Annotated in this window: 9 protein-coding genes; 4 read left to right on the top strand and 5 right to left on the bottom strand. The window is 60.6% G+C overall.

Annotation, left to right across the window (positions count from 1 at the left end):
* Positions 1-34: 34 nt before the first annotated feature.
* The gene (locus tag AC1D08_RS32140) at positions 35-1,189 is read right to left on the bottom strand and encodes a sulfite oxidase (protein WP_477425024.1); all 1,155 of its coding nucleotides are present in this window, start codon (positions 1,187-1,189) and stop codon (positions 35-37) included.
* 804 nt (positions 1,190-1,993) lie between these two features.
* Between AC1D08_RS32140 and AC1D08_RS32135 the strand changes: the two genes are divergently transcribed.
* On the top strand, positions 1,994-4,444 hold the full coding sequence (locus tag AC1D08_RS32135; RefSeq protein ID WP_477425022.1) for an adenylate/guanylate cyclase domain-containing protein: 2,451 nt from the start codon (positions 1,994-1,996) through the stop codon (positions 4,442-4,444).
* A gap of 379 nt (positions 4,445-4,823) precedes the next feature.
* Here AC1D08_RS32135 and AC1D08_RS32130 read toward each other — a convergent pair whose 3' ends face one another.
* Positions 4,824-5,831 carry an AI-2E family transporter gene (locus AC1D08_RS32130; RefSeq protein WP_477425020.1) on the bottom strand — a complete coding sequence of 336 codons (1,008 nt, stop codon included), beginning with the start codon at positions 5,829-5,831 and terminating at the stop codon, positions 4,824-4,826.
* 175 nt (positions 5,832-6,006) lie between these two features.
* Here AC1D08_RS32130 and AC1D08_RS32125 point away from each other — a divergent pair, with 175 nt between their 5' ends.
* On the top strand, positions 6,007-8,223 hold the full coding sequence (locus AC1D08_RS32125; RefSeq protein ID WP_477425018.1) for an adenylate/guanylate cyclase domain-containing protein: 2,217 nt from the start codon (positions 6,007-6,009) through the stop codon (positions 8,221-8,223).
* Positions 8,224-8,265: 42 nt separating this feature from the next.
* Here the strand turns inward: AC1D08_RS32125 and AC1D08_RS32120 are convergent, their stop codons facing one another.
* Both AC1D08_RS32120 and AC1D08_RS32115 read right to left on the bottom strand, forming a co-directional pair.
* The gene (locus tag AC1D08_RS32120) at positions 8,266-8,778 is read right to left on the bottom strand and encodes a YHS domain-containing (seleno)protein (protein WP_457154845.1); all 513 of its coding nucleotides are present in this window, start codon (positions 8,776-8,778) and stop codon (positions 8,266-8,268) included.
* Between the two features lie 28 nt (positions 8,779-8,806).
* A complete protein-coding gene (locus AC1D08_RS32115; protein ID WP_477228941.1) occupies positions 8,807-9,475 on the bottom strand; it encodes an ankyrin repeat domain-containing protein in 669 nt (222 codons plus the stop codon).
* A 353-nt stretch (positions 9,476-9,828) separates the two neighbouring features.
* Here AC1D08_RS32115 and AC1D08_RS32110 point away from each other — a divergent pair, with 353 nt between their 5' ends.
* Together AC1D08_RS32110 and AC1D08_RS32105 are read left to right on the top strand one after the other, a co-directional pair.
* The gene (locus AC1D08_RS32110; protein WP_477425016.1) at positions 9,829-11,598 is read left to right on the top strand and encodes a type I secretion system permease/ATPase; all 1,770 of its coding nucleotides are present in this window, start codon (positions 9,829-9,831) and stop codon (positions 11,596-11,598) included.
* Positions 11,585-12,931, top strand: a complete 1,347-nt coding sequence (locus tag AC1D08_RS32105; protein WP_477425015.1) for an HlyD family type I secretion periplasmic adaptor subunit — start codon at positions 11,585-11,587, stop codon at positions 12,929-12,931. Before AC1D08_RS32110 ends, AC1D08_RS32105 begins: the two co-directional genes overlap by 14 nt.
* 92 nt (positions 12,932-13,023) lie before the next feature.
* Here AC1D08_RS32105 and AC1D08_RS32100 read toward each other — a convergent pair whose 3' ends face one another.
* The gene (locus AC1D08_RS32100; protein ID WP_477425044.1) at positions 13,024-17,844 is read right to left on the bottom strand and encodes a beta strand repeat-containing protein; all 4,821 of its coding nucleotides are present in this window, start codon (positions 17,842-17,844) and stop codon (positions 13,024-13,026) included.
* Between the last annotated feature and the right edge of the window lie 14 nt (positions 17,845-17,858).

The following is a 17,858-nucleotide window of genomic DNA, read 5'->3' as shown; positions in this document are numbered from 1 at the left end:
CTTTCCAGGCGGCTTCGCTCGCGGCGCCGAGCCGTCAACTGACCTGAATACGGCGGGTCACCTGTCCGTTGCTCTCCCAATAGGTGTGTTTTTTGGCAATCCACGGATCGCTCATCGCCGGCTGAATGTTGCCGCTCTTATCGATCGCGCGCGAGGTGACTGTGTGCTCCCCGGCGGACGGCTTGGGCCAGTCCAGAGACCACATCTTCCAGGCGAACTCCGCCTCTTCGGTGCCGTCAATGGTCGCCGGCATCCACGGCCCATCGTCGATCTTCACCTCGACCCGGTCGATCGGCGCACCCCAGGCGGCTCCGACGATCCGGTAGTCGCTGCCGAGATGGGTCACCCGGGCCGGCGCCGATTTGAGGCGTGCCCGTCCGACGGAGGTTTCCGCCCACACGGTCTCGCCATTATGGTCTTCCTCGCGGACCGTGACGTAGTCGCGTCCCATGAACCGGCTCTCGAAGCGCTGGTCGCGCACCTCGATGCGCTTGAGCCATTTCGCGTTCGCGATCCCGTACCAGCCCGGCGCTATCAGCCGCAGCGGGAAGCCGTTGTCGGCCGGCAAGGAAGTTCCGTTCATTTCGTAGCAAAGGATGTTCTTTGGATCCATGGCGTCGGCCAGCGACATGCTGCGCGCGAAATTCTGCTTGAACGTGACCTCGTCGGCTCGTTTGATCTCGCCTTCGTCTGTGCCCCAGAAGACGACCTCGATGCCGCTGTCGAGGACCCCGGCCTCCTTCAGGATCGGGGCGAGCGGCGTACCCGCCCAGCGGGCATTGCCGATTCCGCCGTTGAAAAACGGCAGGCCGGTATTGCCTGAACATTCGATTGTGAAGGTGACTTCCTCGCGCGGCCGGGCCTTGATGTCGGCAAGCGTCAGTGCCATCGGCTTTTTGACCAGGCCGGCGATTTCGAGCTTCCACGTGCTTTCCTCAATCACCGGCCTGTTGAAATGCGCGATTGAAAAGAACTTGTCATTGGGTGTCACCCATGAATCGAGGTCCTCCCAGACAATCTGATTCTTGATGACCTCTGGCACCGGGTTCGGTGGCAGTTGATCGAGCCATTTGACGACTTCCTCGCCGGGCCGTGTCGGAAAAGCGTAAGCCCGCGAGGCGTGAAGGGCGGCGATTGCGGCAAGAGCCACGCTCCCTTGAATAAGTTCTCTGCGTTGAAGATGAGGCATGCTGTTTTCCTCCCAGTTGATCCGGAACGGGCTGCAGCGTGCGTATTGGGCCGTAGCCTGATCACGGACAGGCGCACAATGAACGACTGCCCCACCCGGATCTCCGGACAGTCAGGCAATCAGCGAGGCATCTCAAGCATGTGAAGCATTGGACGAAACTCTGCTCGGGTTTCGTCCTAGGAGAGTGCGCCTTCGAAGAGGAAGTGTCCACAACCTGGACGGGACGTGATAACTTTGTGGCGTTCTAGGCCGATTCCATCCCTGCCATTTGCTGCTCGGGGGAGGTATTAGTCCGCGTCTGGCGCTCATTGCTCATGCCCGTTAGCGAGGATTATCAGCTAAGCGGCAGGAGCCAAGAGCTACGCTTCGGGTTTGCTTGGACGCCGACATAACCGGCGCAGCCCACGAGGCCACGGGCCACCTTGGGCGGCATCGGCGCCATGGTGGCACCGGACCACCAATATCTGATTGGCCGGTCTTGAGCGGCCATATCTTTAGATATGGTTGGAACACACAACCGTTGGAACTGCGGGTTTGCTGGTTGGGAACCCTTGGAAAGCGTTGGAGCACTCCAGTTGGAAGGACCGTTGGAAGCGGTTGGAACATTGAATCGGTGCGGCTGAGTTTCGCGCCTCCCACCCCATGCAAGCACAGCTATGAGCTCCGCGTGTATGGTGCGCTGCGCGACCTCCGGACCCTTGTCAGTGATGCCGCGAAGGTCGCGCTCAAACCTATTGCGCCCGTTCAGTTGCGAGCGTCGCATGACGCAATCATCGGACGCACGGATCGCTCTGGTTTGCGCGGATGCTGGCACAAATTGGATTTCGGAGGCCGCTTTGCGTAGCCGTCGACTTTGTGCCCGTCCCCGAAATTTCGAAAATAATGCGTTGCCGAAATATGCGGACTTGCCTGCGCGACTTAGGACAGCCTCGTGAAAGCCTGTCGCGCCGGAGGCTTCAAACCTCTATAATGCACGTCTTGGCGGCGCGCCGTGGGAGGGCCGCGATGCAGGAACGTCGGGAAGCGAGGCGACTGGCCGCCATCATGGCCACCGACATCGTCGGCTACTCGCGCCTGATCGAGGCGGACGAAAAAGCGACGCTCGCCGCGATCCGATCGCTCCGCTCCAACGTCATTGATCCCGCAATCGCCGAGCATAACGGCCGCATCGTCAAGCTGATGGGCGACGGCGCGATCGTCGAATTCGGCTCGGTGGTCGATGCTGTCGCTTGTGCCGTGACCATCCAGCGCGACGCGCGCGCACAACAACGCGACATGCTTCCGGAACGCCGGATCGCCTACCGCATAGGTGTCAATCTGGGTGACGTCGTCGTCGAGGGCGACGATCTGATGGGCGACGGGGTCAATATCGCGGCGCGGCTGGAACAGATTTGCCCGTCCGGCGGCCTGCTGGTTTCAGCCGCCGCCTACGATCAGCTGCAAGGCAAGATCGACATCGCGTTCGACGATGCTGGCGAGCAGCAGGTGAAGAACATCACCCGGCCAGTGCACGTCTACCGCGCGCGGATCGATGGCATGGTGCACGCCTTGCCGCGCAGATCGACCCGACCTCGCTGGCTCATACCGTCTGTCGCGGTCGCGGTCCTGGTTGTGCTCTTGGCGGGTGGTGGCGCGTGGTGGTCGTGGCCGGCGACGACCGCCGATGCCAAACCGTCGATGATGGTGCTGCCCTTCGACAATCTGAGCGACGACAAGGAACAGGGATACCTCGCCGATGGCATGAGCGAGGACCTGACCACTGAGCTGGCGCGCGTGCCCGGCCTTCTCGTCATGTCGCGCACGGCCGCGGTCACCTACAAGGACAAGAAGATCCGGCCGGATCAGATCGCGAAGGAGATGCACGTCCGCTACATCCTGGAGGGCAGCGTTCGTCGTGCGGGCGACGACGTGCGCATCAATGCGCAGCTGATCGATGCGACCACCGGGACGCATTTGTGGGCCGAGCGCTTCGACGGTGCCTGGAGCGATGTGCTCACCCTGCAGAACAGGGTTGTCGACAACGTTGCGATGGCACTGGAGCTTCGCCTCGTTCGGGCCGCGGGCGATACGACCCCTGGCAGCACGGGCAATCCAGCGGCCTATGAAGCGTATCTTCAGGGACTGGAGCTCGAGGGTCGCGGCTCGCCTCAGGACTTCGTCGGCGCGCTGGCGCATTTCAAGCGGGCGATCGCACTCGATCCGGGTTACGGCAAGGCCCTGGCCGAGCTTGCTTGGATCTATGATCAATCGGCCGGCAACGAAGAGAGGGAGCGGGCGCTTGGCACGGGTCATATCGAGACCTTGCATCTTGCCTGGGGCGCGCTTCAGGAAGCGCTGAAGCATCCTTCGTCGAACGCCTATCAACTGATCGCTCGAAAGCACACGTTCAGTTGGCAGGCGGACGCGTCGATTGATGCTCTGGAGCACGCCATCGCGCTCGATCCGAGCGACGTCTGGAACTACCGCGAAATGGCGTTGGCACAGATCTTCGCCGGCCATCCGGACGAGGGGCTCGCCTATGTGGCGGCGTCGCTTCGCGTCGATCCGCGCGACGGGGGATGGCCGAACTGGCTGCGCGGCCTGGCCGCGTTCTCGCTTGGAAAATACCCGGAAGCGGTAGCCTCTCTGGAGAAGAACGTCGCGCTGGGCACAAACCCCGAATACGGCGACTTGCTGCCGCTGATGTCTGCCTATGGGCATCTCGGCGCGACCGACAAGGCCGCTTCGCTCCTGCCAAGGATCCTAGCTTACTCAAAAGCCTATGGCGACGGGGGTGGAATGACTGTTCTGCTGGCCGCCCAAAACATGACCTACATGAAGCTCGAGGACGTCATGCGCTTTCAGGAGGGGCTGCTCAAGGCCGGTATTCCGGAGCTGCCGTTCGACTTCGATCCGAGATCGCCGGACAGGCTGAACGGCGACGAGATGCACCGGCTGATGTTCGGCCATACGATCGCCGGGCGTGTGCTGGACGGCGCGACGAACGCCGGCACTATGCAGGCGAAGGATTTCAAGAGCGGGGTCCCGTGGAGCGTCACAGCGTCGGCAGATGGATCGACCTATGCCTACACATGGGGTGATGTTGCCGACAGCGGCGGGCATGCGCATTTCGAGGGCAACCGGGATTGTTTCTATTTCAGGGACACAAGGGCCTGTGCCGCGATCTTTCGGAATCCGAACGGCACGCGCGCGGAACAAAACGAATATTACTGGCTGCACCATTGGAATCTCATTGCATTCTCCGTGGCGAACTAGGGCGTGAACTCACAAACGCGCAGCCATAGGTATTTGCGCCTTCGGGCTTGGCGAACAATTAATCGCCGAACGCATATTTCTGCGGGATGATTGTCGCTCGATTCTTCTTTATTGCATATGCGGCCTTGAGATCAGCTCCAGACCTTGGTCTGACTAGGCAGAACGTCCGCTGTCGTCCTTCGGACGCCCAGAGCCCGCCATTCCGCTTTCGGCGAACTGCCATCATGTGCGAAGTCGCATCAGATTGGCTGCTTCTGGCGCTTTAGCCGGTCGCTGAAGTCGCAGAACATAATCTATGGAACGGCAATCGTGGTTCAAGCTCAAGCTCTGTCTTCGCGCACGGCATGCTTGCGTCACCAAATCGCCAGCTGCTGTAACCCTAGATCAGCCCGTGCATCGTCAGTTCAGCCTTCAGATAGGCATAATAGATCGGCGCAGCGACAAGACCCGGCATACCGAACCATGCCTCCATGAAAACCATCGCCAGAAGAAGCTCCCAGGCACGCGCATTGATCCGCGAACCGATAATCTTGGCGTTTGCGAAGTATTCGAGCTTGTGAATGACGACGAGAAAGGCAAGCGAGCCTAGCGCTGCAAGGAAGGAGATGCTGAGGCTGACAACCACGATCACCGTATTGGAGATCAGATTGCCGATGACCGGCAGAAGGCCGGCGACGAATGTCAGCGCTATCATCGTCCTGATGAATGGCAGATCGATGCCGAAGGACGGCAGAACAGCGACGAGATAGATCGAAGTTAGAAACGTATTCAACGCCGAAATCCGGATTTGCGAGAACACGATGTTGCGAAAGGCCTTGCTCAGTAAGTTGACACGATCCGCCAGCGCGTCCGCCAATGGGCCGCGCTCGCCCGATGGCGCCGCCGAGCTTACCGCGATCAAGCCGCCGATCACCATGCCGACGATAATGTGGACCACCAGGACGCCGAAATCCCGACCGACGAGTTGAAGCTGGCCGGCATGCTCGCGGAGCCATCGGGCAGCGAAGACTTCCAGTTCCTCGATGTTCGACGGAAAATAGTCCATCGCCCAAGTTGGGAGATGGACGCGCGCGGTATCGATAATCTCGGCCATCTTCTTGAGGAGTGTCACGACGTTCTCCGAACCGCCAGTCAATTGCGACACGCCGCTAAAGATCGCAGCGGCTATCAGGAGCACGAAAATCAATGCCACCAAGGTCAGCGCAAGGCTTTTCGTCAGGCTGCTGGAGACCCCGATTCGATGGAGCATCGGTGCGGCGAAATGAACGAGGTTGAACACGAGAAGGCCCGAAAGCAGTGCCGGAAGCAGGCCGAGCTCGAGAACGGCGACGAGCGCGACAAGCGCGAGCAGGCACGACGCGAGATAGAACCCTGGGAAGGTCAGCACTTTTCACCTGCAGAGGCAACCAAGTCCTCTTCGGTTTCAGTTAATTGGATACCCGGTGATGCGCAAGCGAACAAGCGCCCAATACGTTTGTGACGCTAGTCAGGTCGATAGCCACCGCCCTGGCTAACCTCCGGCATATGGTCTTGCCATAAGGCTTTCCCTATAGTCATGCGCTGTGGAACAGGTACAACATCTCGAACGGAAGCTGGTTGCTATCCTCGCGGCCGACGTGGTGGGGTACAGCCGGCTGATGGGGCTGGACGAGATGGGCACACTCTCGCGGCTCAAGGCGCTCCGGCGCGAATTCATCGAACCCTCGATCGAGGGCTACCATGGCCGCATCGTCAAGCTCATGGGCGACGGCGCTTTGGTCGCGTTCGAGAGCGTCGTCGATGCCTTAGCATGCGCCGTTGAAATCCAACGGGTCACCGCGCAGCAGAACCTCGGTGTCCCCGAAGATACCCAGATCGTGTTCCGCATCGGGATCAACCTTGGTGACGTGATCCCCGACAAGGACGACTTCTACGGCGACGGCGTCAACATCGCAGCCCGCCTGGAAGGACTGAGCGATCCGGGCGGCATCGTCATCTCGGGAACGGCCTACGACCAGGCCCACAACAAGCTCGGCCTGACTTTCAAGTCGCTCGGCGAACAGCGCCTCAAGAACATTCCAGAGCGGGTCCGTGCGTATCGCGTGCTGCTGGAACAGACCGGAGGAACCAGGAAGTCGCGCTCTCGGCGATGGCTTGTGAGTATCGCCGCTGCGGCGCTCTTTCTGGCGCTGATGGCTGGCATGTTTTTTTGGCCGCAGGCGGTTGCCCTCCTGTCTGACCACGGTTCCAACCTGACCGGTTCGGTGGCGGGCAAGCCTTCCATTGCCGTGTTGCCGTTTACCGATCTCGGCGAGAAGGCGGGCCAGGACTATTTTGCTGAGGGGCTCGCAGACGATCTCATCACCGACCTCTCGAAGATTTCGGGGCTGCTCGTCATCGCCCGCAACTCCTCGTTCTCGTTCAAGGATCAATCCCTCGATCTCGACAAGATCGCGGAGCAGTTGAACGTCCGTTACGTGGTAGAGGGGAGCGTCCGCCGGGAGGGAGATTCGGTCCGCATCAATGTCCAGCTCATCGACGCCAAAACAGGAAGTAACATTTGGGCCGAGCGCTACGACCGGGACTATTCCAAGTTATTTGCCCTTCAGGACGAAGTGATCGAGCGAATCGTTGAGGCGCTTTCGGTACGTTTGACAGCAGGCGAAAAAACTCAAATCGCCCGCCTCCCGACCCAAAATCTGGAAGCATACGATTTCTATATCCGAGCCGAGCAGAAAGTGTATGCAATCGACTACAAATCTCTCGGGGAGGCTCTCTCCCTCTATCAAAACGCAATCAAGCTCGATCCTACGTTTGCAGATGCTTACTCGGGCTATGCCCGCGCCACGGTGGACGTGCTCGGCTTCGACTACCAGGTGCTCATGCTCAGCGCCGTCGCTCGCCAGCGCTCCTACGAAGCGGCAGGGCGGGCGCTGGAGCTCAATCCGCTGTCCTCGCGCGCCTATGCTGTGCTCGGCATTCTACAGATGCTGGATAGCGAATGGGACCAGGCGATCGCGTCGGTCCAAAAAGCCGTCGCGCTGGACCCGAACGGCGCGGAGGCGGAGCTCAATCAGGCGATCGTGCTGACCTACGCAGGACAGAACCTGGAGGCGCTGGCAGCGATGGAACGCGTGTTGCGGCTCGATCCCAAGCCGCGCGCCCAGGTCTTCGACTATTACGGCTTCGTGCTCTACATGAACCATCAGTACGAGAAGGCCTTGCAGGCGCTGAGCGAGGTCCAGCCGGAAGAGCGCACCGACCTTGGTCTCGAAACGCTGGCCATGGCAAATGCGCGGCTTGGCCGCATGGCCGAGGCGCACGATGCGGCCGCAGCAATCCTGAAAAAGATGCCCGAACAGAACCTCGCTGGTTATCGTGTCGTTTACGCCCACCATCGGCGGCAAGTGGACCTCGATCACCGGCTGGGCGCCCTTCGCGCCGCGGGGATTCCCGAGCGGAGCTTCGATTTTCGCGGGCGGGAAGAGGACCGCCTGGGCGCCGCCGCGATCCGAGCCCTAACGGGCGATCGGACATGGGTAGGACATCAACACAATGGCGCAGCGTTCGTCATGGAGCTGAGTGCAAATGGGGATGTCGCACTGAGCTCGCAAAGCAGCATCATCACCGGCACGTCCAGCGTGGACGGCGACCTCTTCTGCACGCAATCCACCGCGACCTTGCTCGGCCGCAAGTTCTGCGCCCCGGTCTATCGCAATCCACAAGGACGCGGCGATACCCAGGACGAGTACGCTTGGCCGGACTCCGTCACAGTCTGGTATTTCTCAGTGTCTCCGTGACGGACGCCATTCTACTTGCGGGCTCACGACATCGCGCCGGAGCTAGTTGGCGGCCGCTCTAGCCTCGAATTCCTTCGCCTCCACTGCGGGCCATTCGGCTTCCGCTTTCGCAATGACAGGCGCCGGGTTGGCATCGAAGTCTTCCTCCAGGCCCCCCTTTCCGGAGAACAGGAAGAGCTTGCCATCGACGATGCGGAAGGCTTCCGGGTCAAGGTTCGCAGATGCCTCCTTCGCTGACATTCCCCCTGTGCAGAAGCCGCCGAACTGGGGGGCGTAGCGCACCGGCTCGGAAATGAAGGCATCGCGGTGTTGGACGCTGGCGAAATACCACGTCGCCCCGAGCCACTTCTTCGAGATCTTCGGCGAACCCATGGTCGCACGACCGTCGGTGAAATACGCCACCGGATCGTAGCCCTGTATGGCGGCGTTGCCGAAATATCCGGTGTTCACCCCGTCGCCCGCGAAGGATGCCCCAACGCCGAAGAGCAAGAGGGACGCGGTGGCTACTCCCGTGCAAAGCAAACCGTCAAACGTTCTGGAACAGTTATCTGTCATGTTTCTCCTCCAGTAACCTTTCTCGATGTCAGTTGCCGAGGGCGATGCACACCTTGTACGACGACCCCATCGTTTCCTTGGGTTGGCATTTTGCGCCGTGCTTCTTGAGCAAAGCCATCACGTCGGTGCTCTGATAGAATGTCGCGCGGCTGAGAGGCGTGTACCCGTATTCCTGGATTGCCTCGACCTGTGCGCCGCGCGAGATCAACAGCTCCGCGATGGCCGATTGGTTCTCTTCTGCTGCCACATGTAGCGGCGTGATCTTGTGCGTGCTCAACGCGTCGACCTCGGCCCCGTGCTCGAGCAGCAATTTTGCAATGTCCAAGCTTCCTGAGTAGGCTGCCGCATGAAGCGCGGTGAAGCCGCGATCGTTACGGGCTTCGATGTCGGCCTTAGCCCCGATCAACGCAACCGCGACCTCGGTCTTGCCGGCAAGCGCCGCATCGATCAGCGGGGTCTCGCGACTCTCGTTGCGATCATTCACATCGACGCCTTGTGCCAGGAGCGCGGCGACCTTGCCAGCATCGCCCTCCCGCGCAGCGTCGTTGAGCGGCCCGGCCTTCACCGGACCGACGGCAAACCAAGAAATGAAAGCAACGACCAGAGCCCGACTGACAAGCCGAAGCCAACCGGTTTCGAAAAGCCTGACCCGGATCGGGAAGGCCCTCGGCAGCAACAATCGCCTGTAGACCGTCATCGTCTAACTCTCCGGGCGCCGCTCGCCCGCGGATGGACGTGTATCAGGCCAGTCTAATATATTCGGCGCGGCGGAGCCATAGGGTTCTAGGTTTTACGCGCGTCGAAGTCGCGCGAGGTGTCCTGTGTCACGCCCAGCAGCAGCACCCGCACCACGCCAGTAGCCGCTCGCTGTCGCTTCGCGATCGAGCCGCGGCTCTTGTCCGCAAAAGGGGGGATGACATCGGGCCTCGGCTCGTGTTGGCGGTCTTTACTATGGCTATCGAAAGAATCGCAGCCGATAGCGTGACGACCTCGCATGATATATAAAGATTGTCTAATGTGCGTGCTGTTCGCCGGGGGGCAAATTCGGGCATGTCCAGTTCTACAAGCCGAAAGGTGCTGTCGAGGAGCGTGGTCGAAATGGGCCTCTTCTCCGCAGTGATGAACACCCTCGTGTTAATTCTGCCTCTCTATATGCTGCAGGTATATGATCGAGTTTTGCCCGCCGCCAACCTGGATACTCTCACCTACCTAACCTTGCTTGCGCTTACGTCGCTTTTGCTTTTCGGAGTGCTCGAAGTTGTTCGTGGCGTGTATGCAAGCCGACTCGCCGCGCGACTGGATGTGTCTTTGGGCACGTCGTCTTTTCTCGCCGCAATGAGTGGCCCCCGTGCTGGACTCGGCGATGTCCAGGCCTTGCGGGACTTAGCCACCCTGCGAGGTTTCATCGCCTCACGAACGATTTTCTTTCTCTTCGACCTCCCTTTCGGGCCAATCTTCGTGGGCCTGCTTTATTTCATCCACCCGTTGCTCTTCCTTGTAACGGTCGTTGGAGCGGTTCTCATGGTTTCCATCGCCGTGCTGAACCAGGTCGCGAGTTCGCAGCCTGGCAAGGAGGCGGCGGAGAGTCTCGGCGCGGCAATGAATTCGGCGCAGGCCTTTGCGCGAAACTTCGAAACGGTCCGCGCACTCGGCATGGTGTCCAATGCGATAGAGTTCTGGGGCAGCCGTTTTGCCGGCTCCCTGCACGCCTCCGATGGGCTCGCTCGCACCAACGCATTTTACGGCGGTGTGTCCCGCACCACACGATCGGTACTGCAAATCGCGATATTGGGCGTCGGTGCTTATCTGGTCCTCCACAACGAGATAACCGCCGGTATGATTTTTGCGTCGTCGATGATTTCGGCGCGCGCATTGCAGCCGCTTGATCAGATCATTGGAAGTTGGCGGCAGGTCATCGACGCCAATCTTGCRTGGAAGCGRCTTTCAGCTGTCCAATCGAGGCCACGACCAAAAGAAAATGTTGCCTTGCCAACGCCTGAAGGGGCGTTGAGCGCAKATCAAATAGTCTACTATCTTCCGGGTTCTGCCGACAGCTCGCTGCCGCTGATAAAGCGCTTGACCTTTGAAGTCGCCGCTGGCGAGACAGTCGCGATCGTCGGCCCAAGCCAGGCTGGAAAATCGACGCTGGCGCGCCTCATAGTCGGCGCCATTGAGCCGCGTTCCGGGGTAATCCGCATCGATGGCGGCGATATTCGAAACTGGGATCCGGAGGAACTCGGCCGTCATATTGGCTACCTTCCGCAGGATGTGGAACTCTTCCCTGGAACCATCGGCCAGAACATTGCGCGTTTTGARCCGGATGCGCTTGATGAGAAATTAATYCAAGCAGCCCAACGRGCCCAAGTGCATGAGCTCATCCTGGGTCAAAGGGATGGATATTCGACGGTGATCGGCCCGACCGGCGTTCGACTCTCGGGSGGCGAGCGTCAGCGCATTGGACTTGCGCGYGCGTTTTACGGCGATCCCAAGGTACTGGTTCTAGACGAGCCCAATGCAAATCTTGATACCGACGGCGAAGCCGCACTTGAGCGGGCGATCCTCCAGGCGCGTGCACGAAAAACGACCGTCCTCGTCATAACCCATCGGCCTTCGCTCGCAGCCAAATGCGATCGCATCCTCATGCTGCGCAATGGCCAGGTCGAGATCTACGGATTGACCAAGGACGTGCTCGAGCGACTTGCCGAGCGACGGGGCCAAGCAGCGACGGCCGCGGCCGCTCAGTCGCATGATAACGAAGGAGTGGTGCCTTTCCCGTCACCTGCTCGCGTGGAGGTAAAGGTCGCGAATGACGGTTCCTAGCCAACCCATTCAGAGGGACGCCAAGACGTATCGCTGGCAACGCAACGTCGACACCCGCACAGATCGGATCACGCTGATGGGGTATGGAAGCGTGGCGGTTTTCTTGCTCGGCTTCGGATTCTGGGCGGCTATGGCACCAATTGCTGGAGCGACGATCGCGCCAGGTGTGGTCGCAGCAGCAGGGCAGAATGTGATGATCCAGCACCTCGAAGGAGGTGTTGTCGGGAGCATCAAGGTCCGGGAGGGCGACAGAGTCTCAAGAGGCCAGGCCCTGATCGTGCTCGATCCGACGGTGGCGCAGTCCCAGCTCAACCGTGTTCTCAAGCAGTGGGTTGCACAAAAAGCCGAGATTTCTCGGCTCGAAGCAGAACGGGACGGCCTCGATAAAATTGTATTGTCCAGTGACCTCGGAGCGTATTCAGGCGCCTCCGAATATAGCGGTGTCTTCGGAGAGCAAAACAAGGAATTTCAGGCGCGGCTAGCGCGTTATGGGGCGGAACAGGGGATTCTGAAGCAAAGGGTGGCAGCTCTTCAGGACGCCGTTGTCGGGTTAAAGGCTCAGAAGGAGGCAGCGGAAAATCAGCTTGCGATCGTCAACGAGGAGACGGAAAGAAAAAAAGACCTGCTGAAAAAAGGACTCACCAATCGTTCCGAATACACCGATCTTCTGCGCAGCACTGCCGAACTGGTCGGCCAGGCAGGATCTCTGGAAGCGCAGATTGCCAGTTCGGCGACCCAGACCGTCGAGGCGCGTCAGCAGATTGAACGGCTTACAACCAGCCGGGTCGAGGATGCCGTCACGGAACTGAACAAAGCCCGGGCACAGGTCGCGGACCTCGAGGAACAAATCAACGCTGCTCGATCGGTCCTCGACCGAACAACTATCCGTGCCCCGGTGGACGGCATCATTGTCCGCTCGCTCTACAATTCCGAAGGCAGCGTCATCCGAGCGGGGGAGGTGGTGATGGAGCTTCTGCCGACCACGAACGAGCTCATCATCGAGGCCAGGATAAAGCCYGAAGACATCGACTCAATCCGGGTGGGGCAGGACGCAAACATGATGTTCACGGCGCTCAACGCGCGTACGACGCCAAAAGTGCCCGGAAAGGTGTTCTACATTTCGGCGGACCGGCTGATCACACCCAGCACGGGACTGCCTTACTTCACCGTCCGGCTGAAAATGGCCGACAAGCTCCCACCGCAGGTCAAGCCCGAGCAGATCTATCCAGGCATGCCGGTMGAAACATTCATCTCAACTGGTGAACGAACGTTTCTGGCCTATCTGACCAAGCCCTTGGTGGATTCGTTTCAGCGRGCCTTCCGGGAGAGATAACCGCCCCGCCTCCTGGATATCGGAGTTCAGATGTGAAGCGGGCGCCGGATTGATCCGGCGCCCGCTTCACWTTGGGCCWGCGGCCTTCAACGTCAGACGAAGTGGAAGTCGTCCGCCGGATTGTACCCAACCACTGTCCGCCCAGCGCCATCGTCTGCTACGGTGAAGCTSYCCGCATCGTAAGTGCCGATGATGTGGAGCGTGGCATCATGGGTGCCGTCCGAAACAGTCAAAGTTCCTCCACTTCCATCCTGGTTTGCCTGATAGACAGCGGATGTTCCGGTGCTGAACCAGATATCTCCGAGGTCTACCTTATCGTCATTGGTGATGCCGGCGATGCTTCCGCTGAAATCAAATGAATCATCCAGCCGCAGCGTGCCGGCTGCATCCACACCGAAAATGACGTCTGCGGACGAGGCGGCGTGAAACTCCAGCTGTGACATGTTTCCGATGATGGCATCGCCGTCGCCGGTAACCTGACCACCTATCGCGACATTGCCGCCATTGGCCCAGATCAATCCGGAATTGGCGACGGCACCGTTGATCGTCAGGCCACCCGACCCCGTGGCCTCCAGCGTTCCCGAGTTGACGACGGTGCTGCTGCCGGTGTCGATAACCAGTGCATGGGTGCCGGTGGCGATGATCGTGCCCTGATTGTTCAGACCCAGCAGGCCGCCGCCGAGTTGGCCAGCGCCGGAGATGGTGTTGTCGACATTGGTCAAGGTGACATCGGCAGCCGTGCCCGAGATCACGTTCGCATCGCTGTCGGACAGGACGATCTGTCCGCCACCTTGCAGCGTGATACCGTGCTGGATCAGCTGCAGCAACGTGTCGTTGCCGGCCGATTCGAGCGAGATAAGGCCGGTATTGTTGATTGTGCCGCTCAGTGGCAGCAGCGCGCCGTCGCCGATCGACATGGTCCCGGCATTGTTCATCACCGGCGTCTGGTCGAAGACGAAATTGCTTCCGGTGAGCGCGCTCGAATGCACCCCGTCGAGCGTGACAGACTGGCCGTCCGCAAGCGTGATCACCGCATTGCCGTTGGGGTCGTCCGCCATATGCGCCTGAACGTCGGCGAAGCTCGCAAAACCGGCATAACCGATGAGATCGACATGGTCGGCCGCCGTGTTGAAGCTGTGCACCGTGTCGTTGCCAATCGGCTGCGAGAAGACGAACAGGTCGTTGCCATGCGAGCCGGTCAGCACGTCGTCGCCGGACCAGGCAAAAATCGGCGAACCCGACGCATAGGCTTCGACATTGTCGGCGACGAACTTGGTTCCGATCGTGCCGTCTGCATTCGTCCAAGTCATCGAGACGTCTAGCAGAGCCGCCCCGCTGAATTCGGCCGGCGTGGTGACCGTCAGCGATTGCACATCGTTGCTCTGAACTGTCCATGTGCCGTCGCCGTTGTCGGTACCCCCGCTGATGCTCCAGCCCACAGGGACGCCGGAGACGACGACCACGATAGCATTCGCGACATCCCCCGAAGGGTTCGTTAGAGCCAGATTGATAGGCTCTCCGGCAACGCCGGCGGGCTTGACATGGGTGTTGGTGATCAATGTGGCAAGATTGGCCACTGTGACGCCGGAGAGATCGACAAGGATGTCGTTCGCCGAATTCGGGGTGGCACCAACTTGTTCGTAAACATAGGTGTGGGCCGTTCCGTTTATCGTAGCGGTGAACGCCACCGTCGCGCCCGCAGCGCCGATATCGTTGTTTTGCAAATACTGAACTGCAGCGGCGACTCGCGACGTGTCGGTGGCACTCAGATTTAGCGCTGCACTGAAGCTGTTGGCATCATCAAAGGTGATGATGCCGTTCGAAATCGTGTGCGACTTTATGGTTTGACCACCAATGGTCAGCGTCGTGTTGTTTCCATCAACGTTGGTGCCTGTCGCTGCTGCCGGTGTACCTTGCAAATCGAGGAAGTCCGCGGCCGAGCTAAAATCGGTAACCACGTCATACCCTGTGATCGTACCGGCATTGCCGCTACCTCCAACAATGGCCACCGATTGTCCGGAATTGACGATAAAGGTGTCCGCACCTCCGCCACCCGTTACGGTGTCGGCACCGCCGCCGCCCGTAATGGTGTCGTCTCCGTTGCCTCCACCGCCGTTGATCGTGTCATTGCCGGATCCGCCGGTCAGGGTGTCATCACCGCCGTTTCCGGAACTGCCGGTGATATTGAAGGCCCCGGTCGTGACTGCGCTTGCGTCGACGACAAGGTCTCCGTTTCCTGTAATACCGGATCCGTCAATCGTCAGCGTACCGTTGTTCTGAAAGGTGGACGCGAAGATGAACGTGTCGGTATGATTTCCGTTGTTGGAATCGATCAACACGAGCGATTCGAAGTTCGTGAGCAGCGTAGTACTTCCCGTGCCATCCCCAAATGTATGAGTCCCGAGGCTGCCGTCGGATATGGTCAACGTATCGTTGCCTGAACCGCCAGTTATCTTGTCGCCATTGTTCAGAGTGGCATCTGTACCATTTACGTTGTTTGTACCGGACGTGTAGAAAACGGTATCTGTGCCCGTCGTCAGCGTGAACGGGTTTGGGCTGTTTACGGAATTCACGGAAATTGCAATCGTGTCCGTGTCGGTTAGCGCTCCAGCGTCGCTGGTTGCGACCTGGATGGACGCCGAGCCGCTGAAGCCCGATGTCGGTGCGAAACTCAGCCCGTTCAGTGCAGCATTGATGGCGGCATCCGTGCCGCTGAACGTCATCGTGCCGTCAGAGGTGCCGTCGCCGACTGTGAACGACAGGCCAGAAGTGCCATTGAGCGTGATGGCCCCGTTGGTTGCGGCCAGCGTCACTGTGTGGCTGGTATTGTCCACATCAGAAACACTGATGGCGTTGCCGTTCGCCGTGCTGAACACCTTTGCCGTATTCGTGTTGGTCGTCTGTGCAGCTGGCACACCATTCACCGGCGCGTCGTTGGCGCCGTCGATGGTGACGACGAGCTGTGCTGTGTCGGTGAGGTTGCCCGGATCCTTGACTGTGTAGGTGAAGGTGTCGGTCAGCGTGCCGCCGGCATTGAGCGCCTGGACGGTGGCATTGCCGTTGTTGACGGCATAGCTGTAGCTGCCGTCGGGATTGAGCGTCAGCGTGCCGTACTGGCCTGCCAGGCCGGTGCCGACCGTGCCGTTTGTGCCCGAGCCGGCCTCGGTGCCGGTGCGGATCGCCGAAACCAGCAGCGAGACGGTGGCGTTGTCGACGTCGCTGTCGGCTCCCGGCCCAGTGGTGATAACGTTGCCGGTCGCATTGGTGCCTGCGGTGCCGTTGGCGGTGCCGCCCGCCTCAGTGGCCGAGCCGATGTCGTTGGCCGCTACGGGTGCGTCGTTGACCGGCGTGACGCTGATCGTGACGCTGTGCGAGACACTGCCGTCGGTGCCGTCGCTCGCAACGACGGTGACGGTCCGAGCCGTGGTCGTCGGCGCGTCGCTGGTGTTGTTGTAGACGATCCCGTCGAGGATCGTCTGGTAGGTGGCCTGGGAAGCCGAGCCGGTGATCGACAGAATGCCGGTGCTTGCGGTGTAGAGCACCGTCAGTCCGGCTGCGGCCGCCGTGGCGCTGGCGTTGAGCGACAGGGATTCGATTGCATTCCCATCGGGTCGCGCCGTGAGCGTCGCCGTCAACGACGTCAGGTTCGCCGAGTCGACGTCCGTCACCGTCGCCAAAGGCGCGATCACCAGCGGCGTCTGCTCGGTGAACGAAGCCGTCGCGTCATTGCCGGCGCCCACGCCGTTCAGATCAATGACCGGCGCGTCGTTGGTGCCGGTGATGGCGAAGTTCACTGCGGTGCTGGCGGTGCCGGTGCTGCCGTCCTTGACATAGACAGTGAAGTTGTCGCTGACGCTGGCGCCCTGTGCCAATCCATTGGTGTCGGTGTCAGCGTTGTCGAGAGCGTAGCTCACCACGCCCGTGCCGGTGGTCAGTGTGGCGGTGCCGTAGGTGCCGGTCTTGGTGTAGGTCACCCCGCCATTGCCGGTCGCCCAGCCATTGGTGGTCAGTGCCGTGCCGTCGTAGACAGCCGCGTCGCCTGCGTCCACATCGCCCTTGGTCAGCGCGATGCTGGCCGAAGCCGTACCCGCTGTACCAGCGCCGGCTTCCACCAGCTGTACGCTCTGCGGGCCAGCGGTGACGGTTGGGCCGTCGTTGGTACCGGTCACCGTGATCTGCAGCGTCGTAGTGTTCGACACCGCATTGAATGGATCCTTGTCGGTGTAGGTGAACGTGTCTACCGCTGTGACCCCAGCAGCGAGGCTGTTGGCGGTGTCCGCCACGTAGCTGTACGAGCCGTCGGTATTCAGCGTCAGGTGACCGTAGGTGCCGGCGAGCGAGGCGCCGACTCCCACGCCCTGCGTTACGGCGCCGGCGCCCGCGACCACACCGGACACCACCAGCGTGTTGTTGGCATTGTCGACGTCTGTGTCGGCCACCGATCCACTCGTGGTGCCTCTGATCACACCATTCGCGGCAGACACAGTGAGGGTCGCATCTTCCAGCACTGCTCCGGTGTCGGCGTTGGCGACCGGGCTGTCGTTGGTGCCGGTGATGGTGATGGTGACGGTCTGCGTCGCCGTCGCGCCCTTGTCGTCGGTGACCGTGGCGGTGAACGACTGCGTGTCGCTCTCGCCCTCGGCCAGATGATCGGCCGCACCCTGATCGAGCGCAAAGCTCCAGGCGCCCGTCGTCGGGTTGATCGCAAATGCGCCATAGGTGCCCGTCGCGTCGCCGCTCCAGGTCGCCGTCGCGCCGTGGTCGACATCCGAGGAGGTCAGCGTGCCGGACGCCGACGGCGTCCCGGCGACAACCGTGCCGTTGTCCAGATTGCCGGCCTCGACAACCGTGCCGGCATCCTGGCCGACCGCCGTCGTGATCACCGGGCTGTCGTTGGTGCCGGTGATGGTGATGGTGACGGTTTGCG

This window comes from Mesorhizobium sp. P2_E6 (assembly GCF_056403835.1).
The sequence above is the reverse complement of the archived record's forward strand: the minus strand, read 5'-3'. Positions and strand labels throughout refer to the sequence as shown.

What these genes read in the sequence shown, in the direction of transcription:
- AC1D08_RS32140 (WP_477425024.1), bottom strand. Translation starts at nt 1,189, where the DNA reads ATGCCTCATCTTCAACGCAGAGAACTTATTCAAGGGAGCGTGGCTCTT.
- AC1D08_RS32135 (WP_477425022.1), top strand. Translation starts at nt 1,994, where the DNA reads ATGCTGGCACAAATTGGATTTCGGAGGCCGCTTTGCGTAGCCGTCGAC.
- AC1D08_RS32120 (WP_457154845.1), bottom strand. Translation starts at nt 8,778, where the DNA reads ATGACAGATAACTGTTCCAGAACGTTTGACGGTTTGCTTTGCACGGGA.
- AC1D08_RS32115 (WP_477228941.1), bottom strand. Translation starts at nt 9,475, where the DNA reads ATGACGGTCTACAGGCGATTGTTGCTGCCGAGGGCCTTCCCGATCCGG.